The sequence below is a fragment of the Trichococcus alkaliphilus genome (assembly GCF_003008695.1).
Classification (GTDB): Bacteria; Bacillota; Bacilli; order Lactobacillales; family Aerococcaceae; genus Trichococcus; species Trichococcus alkaliphilus.
Window position 1 is genome coordinate 40652 of record NZ_PXZT01000009.1, and the last position, 13507, is coordinate 54158.

The 13507-nt window shown below is 46.0% G+C and carries 9 protein-coding genes; 7 read left to right on the forward strand and 2 right to left on the reverse strand.

Going from position 1 to position 13507, the window contains the following annotated elements; translation table 11 throughout:
- On the forward strand, window positions 1–768 hold the full coding sequence (locus tag C7R73_RS08610; protein ID WP_106450112.1) for a MurR/RpiR family transcriptional regulator: 768 nt from the start codon (window positions 1–3) through the stop codon (window positions 766–768).
- A gap of 264 nt (window positions 769–1032) precedes the next feature.
- On the opposite strand, the gene C7R73_RS08615 is transcribed toward C7R73_RS08610, so the two are convergent.
- Together C7R73_RS08615 and C7R73_RS08620 are read right to left on the reverse strand one after the other, a co-directional pair.
- Window positions 1033–1851: an endonuclease/exonuclease/phosphatase family protein gene (locus C7R73_RS08615; protein ID WP_106450113.1), complete on the reverse strand. Its 819-nt coding sequence runs from the start codon at window positions 1849–1851 to the stop codon at window positions 1033–1035.
- A 15-nt stretch (window positions 1852–1866) separates the two neighbouring features.
- Complete coding sequence (locus C7R73_RS08620; protein WP_106450114.1) at window positions 1867–3537, reverse strand: PTS transporter subunit IIBC; 1671 nt, start codon at window positions 3535–3537, stop codon at window positions 1867–1869.
- A gap of 255 nt (window positions 3538–3792) precedes the next feature.
- On the opposite strand from C7R73_RS08620, the gene C7R73_RS08625 reads away from it, so the two are divergent.
- The 6 genes from C7R73_RS08625 (at window position 3793) to C7R73_RS08650 (ending at window position 13495) form a co-directional block, all read left to right on the forward strand.
- Window positions 3793–6069 carry a glycoside hydrolase family 65 protein gene (locus tag C7R73_RS08625; RefSeq protein ID WP_106450115.1) on the forward strand — a complete coding sequence of 759 codons (2277 nt, stop codon included), beginning with the start codon at window positions 3793–3795 and terminating at the stop codon, window positions 6067–6069.
- Window positions 6070–6092: 23 nt separating this feature from the next.
- On the forward strand, window positions 6093–6758 hold the full coding sequence (gene pgmB / locus C7R73_RS08630) for a beta-phosphoglucomutase (protein ID WP_106450116.1): 666 nt from the start codon (window positions 6093–6095) through the stop codon (window positions 6756–6758).
- Between the two features lies 1 nt (window position 6759).
- Window positions 6760–7779 carry an aldose epimerase family protein gene (locus C7R73_RS08635; RefSeq protein ID WP_161525909.1) on the forward strand — a complete coding sequence of 340 codons (1020 nt, stop codon included), beginning with the start codon at window positions 6760–6762 and terminating at the stop codon, window positions 7777–7779.
- Window positions 7780–7816: 37 nt separating this feature from the next.
- Window positions 7817–8833: a LacI family DNA-binding transcriptional regulator gene (locus tag C7R73_RS08640; protein ID WP_106450118.1), complete on the forward strand. Its 1017-nt coding sequence runs from the start codon at window positions 7817–7819 to the stop codon at window positions 8831–8833.
- A 450-nt stretch (window positions 8834–9283) separates the two neighbouring features.
- Window positions 9284–9775 carry a BREX-3 system P-loop-containing protein BrxF gene (brxF, locus tag C7R73_RS08645; RefSeq protein ID WP_106450119.1) on the forward strand — a complete coding sequence of 164 codons (492 nt, stop codon included), beginning with the start codon at window positions 9284–9286 and terminating at the stop codon, window positions 9773–9775.
- A gap of 15 nt (window positions 9776–9790) precedes the next feature.
- On the forward strand, window positions 9791–13495 hold the full coding sequence (locus tag C7R73_RS08650; RefSeq protein WP_106450120.1) for a DUF6079 family protein: 3705 nt from the start codon (window positions 9791–9793) through the stop codon (window positions 13493–13495).
- Window positions 13496–13507: the final 12 nt, after the last annotated feature.

The following is a 13507-nucleotide window of genomic DNA, read 5'->3' on the forward strand; positions in this document are numbered from 1 at the left end:
ATGGAATTAGAAGGCATCATCAATCAGCACTTCAACGAACTGAATGAAAATGAAAAAGCCATTATTGAATACATCATCAAGAACAAGGCGGATTGCCAAGAACTGACCATCATCGAATTGGCGAAAGCGACGCTGACATCGAAATCCTCCATCTTGCGCTTGACGCAAAAGCTGGGATTCAGCGGATACAGTGAGTTCAAATACAGCATCCGAAAAGATATTTCCAAGCAAGCTATCGTTGGACAGGAATACGATTTGTACAGCATGCAGATCAAAGACATTGAAGCGACAAAGAAAATTTTTGAACAAACTGAATTGACACCGATCCTAAAGCAAATGCAGGAAGCGGAGCGGATTTTTTGCTATGGGACCGGCTGGGGGCAACGGAATGTACTGGCTGACTTTTTGCGCTCCATGATCTCTGTCGGCAGATATCCCATTCTGTTAGAAGCCAAAAGGGAATTGGAAATGGCATCCAAAAGCGACATCAAGCCATCTGATTTGTTGATCGTGGTTTCATTGAGCGGGGACATACGCGAAGTCGAAAAAGAAATGGGCATTTTGAAGCTGAAAGGTATTCCGATTGTCTCGATCACCAGCCTCAGCAATAACAGTCTGGCATCGCTAGGAAAACATAATCTATATTTCCAAAGCACTCCGGTCATGCAGGGCGATACCGAAATTGTTTCCTTCCTGCCCATCCACCTGACTTTGGACAGCTTGTACAGGAAATATGTGGATTACACCAATAGCCTACTCAAGCAGTGACGTCAGAGCGGATAACGCTGCGACTTAGCCCGCCAAACGTGATTTGGCGGGCTTTTTGGACCGGATTCGACCAGAAATAACCTTCCAAAACTGCTTTGGAAGGTTATTTCTGTGGAGCTCGCTGTGTTTTTTCCCGCCAAAATGCTTTTGGCGGGGAATTCCGCATTTCACGGCGCCCTCCGCCTCCGTGCCCAACAAGACTAAATGTAAAAAGAAGGTCTACCTCGCGCGAGGTAGACCTTCTTTCATCCAAATAGATTAAGTTCAGGCGTACGTTACAGCAACCCCGTAATGATCAGACACGCAAGGCAACTTCTTCCCGTCGAACTTGACTTCATATTTTTCGACCGCTTGCGGCTGATCCGAGAAGGTGTAGTCGATGCGCAGCGGCAATTCGTTTCCTTCCCAACCGTCAATCGCCGGTGGGACTGTCACGGATCCTTCTCGCGTTGCAGCGACGGCGTAGGCATCTTGCCAGCCGGCATTCGTGATCAGGTCGTAGCCTTCGTTGCGGACATCGGCCGGGTTATTGACGTCACCCATCACGTAGATGGGCTTGATGCCGCGCAGTTTTTTGATGCCGGCCTCAACGGAAGCCCACTCCCTCAGGAACGGATTTTCTTCCTCCTCTTTCCACCAGGACAGGTGGACGGAGACGAATGCGGCTGCTTCGGTCTCGAGGACCAAAGCGCGGCGTGTGTGGATGCTTTCGAAATCATTGACTATAGAAAGTTGGACCTGATCGACTGATTGAATCGGCGCTTTGCTGAGGATGGCGACCCCTTCATCGAAGCGGAAGTAGCCTTGGTGGCACGGCACCCACGACCAATGGTAGACAAGGCCTTTCTCCGCCAGGGCTTTCACCAAGAAGTAGGCGAAGTTATCCGATTTGATCGGGATTTCGTTCTGGGTGGGCAGATACCCTTCCGGTTCACTGATGACCGGGCCGGAAGAGAGCTGATTCACTTCCTGCAATGCGATTGCGTCATATTGGTTTTCCAGGATGTCGGCAACAAGAGGGGCAAACAGGCTAGGATCTGCTGTTTGGACCCAGCTGTACGTATTCAAAGTCAGTAGTTTCATGTGGTCCTCACCTTTCTATTTTCCTAATAAATCTATTATATCAGATTTCAGGACATCTGCTTGAGGGCCGTACACGACTTGGATGCCTTTTCCTTTGCGGATGACGCCGCGTGCGCCCAATGTGGACCATTTTTTGTCTTCCGCAACTTGTGTTTCATCTTTGACCGTTACGCGCAAACGTGTCATGCACGCATCGACTTCAGAAATGTTGTCCTGCCCGCCGAATGCGCCAATGATGTTCCAAACAAGTTTGTCGTTATCGGATGCATCAGCGTTGCCTGCCGTTGTTGCAGTGGAAGGAACAGCTTCTTCGCCTTCTCCATCGAAGTCCGTATAGTTGCCCAAACGGCCAGGCGTTGCGAATTTGAAGCGTTTGATCATGAAGTTGGCAACGAAGTACATAATCACAGCAAATGCGAGCGTCACCCAGATGTAGTTGACGACATCCAACCATAAGCCAGCTTTCAAGGACATCGGGATGCGGGTCAGGAATTCCAGCGTACCGAAGGAGTGGACGCGCAGGCTGATGATGTCGGCCATGGCAAATGCGGCTCCTTGCAGGACTGCGTAAACGCCGTAAAGCAGCGGTGCAGCGAACATGAACATGTACTCAAGCGGCTCAGTAACACCTGTCAAGAAAACAGCGATGGCTGCCGAGAAGAACATGGATTTGTATTTCGGACGTTTGTCAGCATCGACGTTGCGGTACATAGCATAAGCCAAGCCCATCAAGCTGCCGGCTGCGCCGATCATTTGACCGACTTTGAAGCGGGCCGGAGTGAATGCGTTAAGCAACTCATTGTAGCCTGCGGTATCGCCGGCATTGTTCAAGTTCACCAAATCGCTGGCCCAAGCCAACCAAAGCGGATCTTGGCCGAACACTTGTGAACCTGCGGCAGCGCCTGTCAACATTGTGTAGGTTCCACCCAAAGAAGTATAGTTCATCGGAATCGTCAACATGTGGTGCAATCCGAAAGGCAACAACAAACGTTCCAGTGTACCGTAGACGAACGGCGCCAAGATCGGTGCTGTATCTGCGGAGTCAGCGATCCAAATCCCGAAATTATTGATGCCGGTCTGAACAACTGGCCAGATGATTGCCAAGACAAGGGATATTAGAACGGACCAACCAATGACGACGAAAGGCACGAAGCGTTTGCCGTTGAAGAAGGACAACGCATCAGGAAGCTTGCGGTAGTTATAGTACTTATTGAAGATAACCGCACCGACAAACCCGGCGATGATACCGACGAAAACCCCCATATTCAAGGCAGGTGCGCCCAAAACGTTAGTGAAGTAGCCATTGACCAGGATATCCTGGCCGAACAAGGTTTTGGTTGTCGCGCCGTCCGTAGCCAACATATCTCCGGTTACTGCGAAAAGTTTACCGGTCGTGCGGTTGATCAGGATGAAGGCAAGCAAAGCTGCGAAGGCTCCGCCGGCACGCTCTTTCGCCCAAGATCCCCCGATGGCGACGGCGAACAGGATATGCAGGTTGACGATGACAGCCCAGCCCAGGTCTTCGATGACCCCAGCCGTTGTAAGCAACAATTGGACATCCCCCGAGAACATAGCGATCATCTTGCCGATACTGATCATCAAACCAGCTGCCGGCATGACCGCGATAACAACCATCAAAGCTTTACCGAATTTTTGCCAAAAATCAAACGTAAATATTTTCTTCATTTTAAAACTCCTCTCAAATTTGCCAGTGCAATCGATTGCAACGTTTACGATTCGAAGTATAGACCATATCCAGAAATTATGCAAGCGTTCTATTTCAGAATAATTCGGTTTTTTCAACGGTTATTCAGCGAATAGATGAAGGGAAAAACGAAAATCCCGATAAATAACGCAACGGAAATAATAATGCAACTTTTGCATTGACAATGCAACCGATTGCACTTAAACTAAGGGGGAAGAACAAATAAGGGGGAAGCAATGATGACACAACAAATTTTTGAGATCGATCCATGGAAAGTGACAACCAGACAATTAGATAAAGAAAACCGCCGCCTGCAGGAAAGTTTGACCAGCCTCGGCAACGGCTATATGGGCATGCGCGGAAACTTCGAGGAAGCCTACTCGGGCGATCACCATCAAGGTACTTATGTGGCGGGCGTCTGGTATCCGGATAAAACCCGCGTCGGCTGGTGGAAAAACGGTTATCCGGAATATTTCGGAAAAGTGATCAATGCGATGAATTTCCTGTATATGCACATCTTTGTGGACGGGGAAGAAATCGATCTGCATAAGGATACAGTGAAAGACTTTGCCTTGACGTTGGATATGGAAAAAGGCCGCTTGGAACGCTTCTTTACGGTAGTGAAGAACGGTAAAGAAGTCACGGTCCATTTCACGCGCTTCCTGAGCATCGACATTAAGGAACTTTGCGCCATCAAAGTGGAAATCACGGCTTCCGAAAATGCCGCAATCCGCATCGAAAGCGCTCTGGACGGGAATGTCCAAAACGAGGATGCCAACTATGATGAAATGTTCTGGGAATGGGTCGAACAGACTGACGATACGTTGGTCGTCGAAACGATCCCGAACAACTTCGGCATCGAACGTTTCAGCGTAGCTGCCACGATGCACCACAAAGCGACAGGCTTCAATCCAAAAGGCAACAACAGCAAGGAATTGTTCGTCTCCCAAGTATTCGAAGGGGAAGCTGGAAACGGCCAAGTCCTTTCATTAGAGAAATACGTGACGCTGACAACGAGCCGCGATCATGCGAAGGACCAACTTGCAGCAACTGCTGAAGAAATCTACGCAACAAAAGTAGCAGGCCAAAGTTTCGAAGCGTTGGAAGCAAAACAAGCGAATCTGTGGGCCAAACGTTGGGAACTGGCGGATGTCGAAATCGGCGGCGATGACGAAGCGCAACAAGGCATTCGTTTCAACCTGTTCCAACTGTTCTCCACTTATTATGGAGAAGATGAACGCTTGAACATCGGACCGAAAGGCTTCACCGGCGAGAAATACGGCGGTGCTACTTACTGGGATACGGAAGCTTACGGCGTGCCGTTCTACTTGGCGGTAACCGAGCCGGAAGTTACCCGCAACCTTTTGAAATACCGCCACAATCAATTACCGGGAGCTTTCCACAATGCCGCGCAACAAGGATTGAAGGGCGCGTTATATCCGATGGTGACCTTCACCGGTGTGGAATGCCACAATGAATGGGAAATCACGTTTGAGGAAATCCACCGCAACGGTGCGATCCCTTACGCAATCTACAATTACACAGCTTATACAGGTGATGAAAGCTATTTGGCCGAAGAAGGGCTGGAAGTGCTCAGTGCTGTGAGCCGTTTCTGGGCGGACCGTGTACACTTCTCACAAAACAAGCAATGCTACATGATCCATGGCGTAACCGGCCCTAATGAGTACGAAAACAACATCAACAACAACTGGTACACAAACCGCTTGGCTGTCTGGGTGCTGCGTTATACCTTGGAAAGCCTGGAGAAATATCCGGAACGCGCAGAAGCGTTGGGCATCACCGCAACTGAAAAAGAACAATGGCAGGATATCATCGACAATATGTACTTCCCGTACGATGAAGAGCGCCAAGTTTTCGTGCAGCACGATACTTTCCTTGATAAGGATCTGAAACCGGTCAGCGCGCTGGACAAGGCTGATTTGCCTTTGAACCAACACTGGTCATGGGACAAGATTTTGCGTTCTTGCTTCATCAAGCAAGCGGACGTCCTGCAAGGGATCTACCTGTTCGGTGACGAATTCACGATGGAAGAAAAAGAACGCAACTTCGACTTCTACGAACCGATGACCGTGCATGAATCAAGCTTGTCGCCATGCATCCACGCCATCCTTGCGGCCGAACTGAGCAAAGAAGAAAAAGCTATGGATCTTTACCGACGCACAGCGCGCTTGGATTTGGACAACTACAACAACGATACTGAAGACGGCTTGCATATCACATCGATGACCGGCAGCTGGTTGACGATTGCGGAAGGCTTCGCCGGCATGCGCGCCAAAGACGGTCTGCGTTTCGCGCCATTCTTGCCGAAAGACTGGACGAACTACCAATTCCACATCAACTATCGTGGCCGCCTGATCCTGATCGCAGTGAACGAAGAAACTGTCAGCCTGACGTTGGTGAAAGGCGAAGCGTTGCCTGTACGCATCTACGACGAAGAGCTGCAGCTGAAAGATGAAATCAAAGTCGCACTGAAAAAGACCGTGTCCGTATGAGCGACACCAAAGGAGAGAAAGAAATGTTGAAAGCAGTATTGTTCGATTTGGACGGCGTCATCACCGACACCGCCAAATTCCATTTTTTGGCCTGGCGTGAGCTCGGAGCGGACTTGGGGATCACCGTCGACGAAGCCTTCAATGAAGAACTGAAGGGCGTCAGCCGGATGGATTCGCTGGAGCGCATCCTCGCATACGGCGGCTTGGCTGACAAATATTCTTTGGCTGAAAAAGAAGCCTTCTGCACAAAGAAAAATGACCATTATCTGGAATTGATCCAGGAAATGACACCGGCCGACATCCTGCCAGGGATCCTGCCGCTTTTGGAAGAACTGCGCGAAGCGGGTCTGAAGACAATCATCACCTCAGCCAGCAAGAATGCACCCGGCATCCTGGCGTTGCTGCAGGTGAAGGACTACTTCGACGGCATCGTCGACCCGGCCTCAGTTGCTGCCGGCAAACCGGCTCCGGACATCTTCTTAGCCGGCGCGGAGTTGGCAGGGGCAAAACCGGCTGAGTGTATCGGTGTGGAAGATGCCGCTTCAGGCGTGGATGCCATCAAAGCCGCCAAAATCACCGCGGTCGCAATCGGTGATGCAGCCGTGCTGGGGCATGCCGACCGCGTGTTGGCGGACACGAGCGAATTGTCGCTTGCCGCCTTGCGCGATACCTGGGAGAAGGCGATTTAAAATGGGAAGCATAACGATCCGCGAATGGGGCAACATCGGAACGGAAAAAGTCATGTGCATCACCTTGAGCCAGCCGAACGGGATGTCCGTCAGCTGCATCAACTACGGCGCCCGGCTGATCCGTTTGCTGGTTCCGGACCGGGAAGGCCAGAGTGAAAATGTTGTCCTGGGCTTGGCTGATGCCGAAGCCTACGGAAACGACCGCGCTTCCTTCGGCGCCACCGTCGGACCGGTTGCCGGCCGGATCGCCGGCGGCAAGTGGGGAACGGTGCAGCTCGAGCAGAATGCCGGCGAACACCATATCCATGGCGGCAATCGCGGCTGGGGCCAACAGTTCTGGGACTTCACGACTGAAGAGACTAAAGAAGCGATTACCGTCACTTTTTCGTTGGAATCAACACCGGAAACAGTTGGTTATCCTGGCCGTCTGCAGGCGAAAGTCAGCTATTCCCTCGATAAGGAAGGCTGCCTGACGATCACGATGGAAGGCATCAGCCGGGACACTGAAGAAACGCTGTTCAATCCGACCAGCCATATCTATTTCAACCTGAGTGGCGACGCCAAGCACCCGATAACCGACCATGTTTTGCAGCTGTCCTGCGAGGAAGTGCTGGAGCTGGATGCCGATAAGCTTCCGACCGGGACGAAACAGGCGGTAACAGGAACAGCTTTTGATTTCCGCGAAGCGACTGTACTCGGCGAAACCATTCGCAAACGTCCGCAAGGATTTGATGATGTTTTCCTGGTGCAGCTGGGCCGACAGCCGCAGCTGATCCTCAGCGATGAGGAGAGCGGCCGACAACTGGAACTCTCCAGCAACCGCAGCAGCATCGTGCTTTTTTCGACGACGGACATGAACGAACCGTACCTTGTGAACGGCCGCCCGATGCGGAGCCATTTGGGCTTGGCGATCGAAGCGCAGGAAGTGCCGGATGCCATCCACCATCAAGGTTGGAACAATATCGTCCTGGCGCCAAATACTTTGGCGGCAAGGGTTCAAAATTACACTTTTAAATGGTAATCTAAAGATACAAAAATGAACTCTGAGGAAAATGCCTATGACAGTTACAATAAAAGATGTCGCCAGAGAAGCAGGTGTCGCGACTTCAACCGTTTCACGCACGTTGAAGGACAGTCCGCTGATCAGCGAAAACACAAAAGTGAAAGTGCGCCAAGCGATGCAGAAACTGGGCTACACGCCCAACTTCGCTGCCCAGAACCTGGCCAACAAGTCCACGCAGACGATCGGCGTGATTCTGCCGGTAGCGACGATGGGGAACCCTGCGCAGAACCCACTCTTCCTGGAGATGATCCAGGAAATCGGCGTCGTCTGCAACGAACAGAAATACATGATTTCCTTGGCTACCGGTAAAACGATGGCGGAACTGAAGGACAGCGTGCGCCTGATGCACCAACGCAAACTGGTCGATGGCTTCATCCTGTTGTATTCGGAGGCGAAGGACCCGATCCGCAAGTTCCTGCATGATGAAAAGATTCCCTACGCTTTGCTGGGGAAACCCGATGTCTACGAGAACGAAACAATCTATATCGATAACGACAACCGCCTGTCCGGCAAAACGGCGACGGACTGCCTGATCCGCCATGGGCACCAAAGGATCGGCTTCGTCGGTCTGACGCCTTCGCAAATGGTCGACAAGGAACGCTACAAGGGCTATTCCGATGCCTTGCGCGACGCCGATCTGACCGTCCATCCGTCACTCTACTTCGAAACGCCGGATGACTTCATGGCTTTCCAAGAGTTCCTCGAAGAAACCAAGCCGACCGGACTTGTCGTCGGCGATGACCGCCTTGCTTTGAGGGTCCTGCAGTATCTGCAGCTGGACAAGTACAAAGTTCCGGACGACATCTCCTTGGTCAGCTTCAACAATTCCGTCTTTGCGACATTGTCCCATCCATTCCTGACGACCATCGACATCCATGTCCAGGAACTGGCCAGACAAGCCGCCGCCCTCCTGATCCGCCAACTCAACGAACCGAGCGCCTTGCTGCCGAAAATGATCGTGCCGCATGAAGTGATCGAGCGGGAGACGGTTATGAGGGTGCGGGAGGAATAATTCCTTAATAGATAAATTCTTATACCAGCAAGCTCTTAGCTTCCGATATCCGATCGGCGACTAGGGGCTTTTTGATGTCGTTCATTATTGAGTATCACGGTTAAAGCCATCTCGTCGGGAAATCTGATCATTTCGGAAGCTGAATTCCCGGTGAGGTGGCTCCATAAACGGGAATTCAGCCCGTTCGTGAAGATGGGGGTTTCGGGATAAGTTTGTACTGTGCATGCTGAGGTTGCTCCTTGGATTTTTTTATGCATTAGAACACCTCATTTTACGCTTTAGTAAATAGCCGCGGTAAAATCATGGGAAAACTAAGTGAAAAAATTTTTTTGAAGGGAAATTGAGGGCTCTTTTATGGTATAAGGAATGCTATAATTAAGTTAGTCTACCTAAATTCTAATAGCATTTAGAATGTGAAAAAGGTGTAGCTGAAGGTTAGAATGCTAAATAATGCCAGATAAATTAACGTTGAAAAATAGGTGGTCGATTCTATTGAATTATCAATACCTCAATCAGTTGGATAGAGAAGTGCCGTATTTAAAAAATAAATATCATAAACTGCTGTATCTTTACGAGTACAAAAAAGGTGACACATTAAAATACTATAGTGAAGCAAATAAAGTCCCTTATATTAATGTGAACCTGTATCTTTCTGAAAATTTGGCTGACGTGAAACCTAATCGACGTCCGTATAAAGTGGTAGATCTTATGAATTTACTTGGTGATACAGAGGATGACATCCTCTGTTTAGATTATTTTGAAATTCTTTTTGAACCTTCACTCATGCTGCAGGCTTTCGATATTTTTAAAAATCTTAGCAAAAGAAAAGTAGTGTTGGTTGCGTGGCGAGATGAAATAAAGGATGGATACTTGATACATGCTAAACCTGGGCATCCAGAATATACAAAAGAATTGATTGCTGATACGACTATTATTTATTAATGAGGGGGAACAGTTTTGGTCAAATATAGAGATTTAGTTCAATTCGAACCAATTGAATCAGTGATTCAATTGAAGGATGCAAACGACTTAGAAAGAGCGTTCCATTTACTGGATACTTATGTCATTTCGGACAGAATGGCTGAGCAATTAAATCATATGATTATCAACCAGCTTCAATTTGAAAGAGCCACTGATAATAAGGGGTTATTGATTGTAGGTAATTATGGGACAGGTAAGTCTCATTTAATGAGTGTTATTTCCACAATTGCTGAGCGGGAAGGGGCTAGTGAGCATATTCAAAATGCTGTAGTAGCTGAAACGGCAAAAGATATTGAAGGAAGATTCAAAGTTATACGTTTGGAAATTGGAAGCGTCGGTACTTCATTACGAGATATTCTTTGCTCCTCAATCGAAGATGGATTAGCAGATATGGATGTGGATTTTACATTTCCTGATTTTGACAAAATAACAAATAATAAAGACTCGCTAGAAGAAATGATGGGTTTATTTAATGAGAAGTATCCAAATCATGGATTGTTAATTGTAGTGGATGAGCTTTTAGATTATTTGCGTGGCCGTAAAGAACAAGAATTAACGCTCGATTTAGGGTTTTTACGTGAAATTGGAGAAATCAGTAATAATACAAGATTCCGGTTTATTGCAGGTATTCAAGAGATGCTTTTTGACAATCCAAGATTTAGTTACGTAGCGGAACCGTTGCGCCGCGTAAAGGAGAGGTTCGAACAAGTTCGCATCATTCGTGAAGATATTGCGTATGTCGTTTCGGAACGACTATTGAAAAAAACGGATGAACAAAAAGCACTGATTCGAGAACACTTATCAAGTTATAAGAGTTTGTATAATCGCTTAAACGAAGACATGGAAAAATTTGTAAATTTATATCCGATCCACCCTAGCTATTTAGCAGCCTTTGAAAAAGTGAACAACATCGAAAAGCGTGTGGCCTTAAAAACAATCAGTATTGAAATGAATCAAATCATTGATGAAGATGTCCCGGAGTATGAAACAGGCATCATTTCGTATGATAGCTATTGGCGTTTCATTGAAGAAGATCCTTCCTATAAGGCAATACCTGAAGTAGCCGAGGTATTGGAAAAAGTCAAGATTGTAAAAGACCGTGTTCAAAATGCCTATGCGAAACGTCTTTATAAACCAATGGCATTACGAATTGTTAATGCATTAGCCTTAAATAGGCTCTCTACCGCTGATATCTATGATCCAGTTGGGTTAACTGCAGAGGAATTACGAGATGACTTGTTTCTTAGTATTCCTGGAGACAATGAAATGCTGATTGAAATAGAGGATCCATCTGATTTTTTAAAAGGCACCATAGATGTTGCTACGAAAGAGATTCAAAAAACTGTCAGTTTTCAATATTTATCAACGAATGAATCGAATGGTCAATATTATTTGGATCTAAAGAAAGACATTGATGTGGATAGCCTCATTACACAAAGAGCGGAAATGATCGAAGAAGATAAGCTCGATCGCTATTATTTTGAGCTATTAAAAAGAGCGATTACCCTGGATGATAATACCTATGTCACAGGATATAAAATCTGGAGATATGATCTGCCTTGGGATGCGCACCATGTGAAACGACAAGGCTACCTTTTTCTAGGTGCTCCAAATGAACGATCAACGGCTCAGCCCGAGCGTGATTTTTATATCTACATGCTTCGCCCATACTTAAAAGCAAACTTTAAAGATGAACAAAAGCCAGATGAAATATTTTTCGAGTTAAACCATTCAGATGACCGCTTTGAGCAAATTTTGAAACGGTATGCTGCCGCAGACGATTTAAAAATAGATGCAACGCCAGCGATGAAAAACCTTTACCAACGTAAAATAGACAGTTACTTTAAAGAGTTAACGAAATGGCTGAATGATAATTTTGTCACTACGTTTAACATTACATACAGAGGGAAAAAAGGATCCGTTTTAGATTTCGGGATGTTTATACCTGGGGATGCAACAATTCAAGAAATCATTAATGTTGTAGCAGAAGGACTACTTACCGATTGGTTCGCTCAAAAATACCCTGACTATCCTATTTTTAGCGAAATTAAAGATGGTTATTTATCAAAATCAAATTTGGAAACATATGTAAGGTATGCTCTTCAATACGTAACAGGAACTGAGACAAAAATGGGACAGGCAATACTTAATGGCCTTGTTTTATTGGATCATTCGAATAAAGTCACGACAAAAAAATCAGGTTATGCAACGTGGGTTAAAGCCTTGATAGAAGCTAAAGGACAAGGACAAGTATTAAATTATAACGAACTGATTGAAACAATCTATATTCGTGGTGTGGAAGACTTGCAATACACGAAAGAGTTTCGACTGGAACCTGAATTACTTGTCGTTGTATTGGCTGCAATGATAAGTGCGGGTGACTTAGAGGTAATAATTGATGCTAAGACTTATAATGCGACCAACTTGAACGAATACATTCAATTGCCTATATCGAAACTTACACACTTTAGTCATGTAAAAAAACCGACAGACCTTCCTTATCAGGAATTAAGTTCGGTATTACGATTATTCGACGTCTCATTGCCAAATTATGAAGAAGATGCCTTATCGCGAGCAATTATGATTTTGACAACAACTGTAAATGATAAAATAGATGACACATTAAAGACTATTCAAATCATAAAAACTGGGTTTCCTATGTGGGAAGGTACATTGTTATCTCCTCAAGAAATTCAAGAAAATGTCCAAAATTTAGAGGAATTCAAAGAGTTTTGTGAAACTATCAAACGATATAATACACCTGCAAAAATGCATAATTTTAAATACGATATTGCAACTATCGAAAAACAAGGTGTTGCACTAAACAGGTTGAAAGAGTTTACAACTCTCAAAAAAATCATTGAAGAATGTATGCAGGTTGTTAATTATATTCAATTGGCACAACCTACAATGGGATTACAGACACAATGGGCCCAACAAGCAACAGAAGCACTTGATGAATTAGCGCATGCATTAAAGAGCCAACAGAATCACATGCCAATGCTGCAAAGATTACTTGATTTAAAGCAAGAATATATTCACACCTATATCGAACAGCATGATAAATCACGTTTAAATGCGACTGAAAATAATTTAAAGAAAAAACTCCTCTCGTCAAATGAACTAAATGTTTTAAAACAGTTAGCAAATCATATTTCGATTTTACCTGCTGAACAAATTCAAAATTGGGAGAAGTCATTACAATCTTTAAAGGAGTGTTATTCTGTAACAGCTGAGTCTTTGCAACATACCCCATTATGCAATAACTGCAGATATCGCATGAATGAAGTATCAACCAATGAAAAAGTAATGCTAAGAAATCTGAAGGAACAATTACCCGTAATTTATGAACGTTGGATGGATACAATGTTGACGAGTTTACATGATCCCTCCGTAAAGGAAAACATTGAACTACTACAAGCCAATCAAAAAGAACTAGTTGAACAATTTATGCAGACCGGGCAATTACCATTGCCTCTAGATATTCGCTTCGTTCAAGCGATTAACGATCTATTAAAAGGATTCAATAAAATTGAGATTACGCTTGATGATTTAGAAAAAATGATGGCCAATGGAAGCCCGCTGACAATAGAAGAATTACGTAAACGATTTGACGAATTAATTAGTCACGCTGTGGGTAATAACGCCACAAATCAAGTCCGCATCACATTGAAAAAATAAAAGGAGCAATTC

Excerpts from the sequence above, each read along its gene's own strand:
- C7R73_RS08610 (WP_106450112.1), top strand. The coding sequence starts at position 1 with ATGGAATTAGAAGGCATCATCAATCAGCACTTCAACGAACTGAATGAA.
- C7R73_RS08615 (WP_106450113.1), bottom strand. The coding sequence starts at position 1,851 with ATGAAACTACTGACTTTGAATACGTACAGCTGGGTCCAAACAGCAGAT.
- C7R73_RS08620 (WP_106450114.1), bottom strand. The coding sequence starts at position 3,537 with ATGAAGAAAATATTTACGTTTGATTTTTGGCAAAAATTCGGTAAAGCT.
- C7R73_RS08625 (WP_106450115.1), top strand. The coding sequence starts at position 3,793 with ATGATGACACAACAAATTTTTGAGATCGATCCATGGAAAGTGACAACC.
- pgmB (WP_106450116.1), top strand. The coding sequence starts at position 6,093 with ATGTTGAAAGCAGTATTGTTCGATTTGGACGGCGTCATCACCGACACC.
- C7R73_RS08635 (WP_161525909.1), top strand. The coding sequence starts at position 6,760 with ATGGGAAGCATAACGATCCGCGAATGGGGCAACATCGGAACGGAAAAA.
- C7R73_RS08640 (WP_106450118.1), top strand. The coding sequence starts at position 7,817 with ATGACAGTTACAATAAAAGATGTCGCCAGAGAAGCAGGTGTCGCGACT.
- brxF (WP_106450119.1), top strand. The coding sequence starts at position 9,284 with ATGCCAGATAAATTAACGTTGAAAAATAGGTGGTCGATTCTATTGAAT.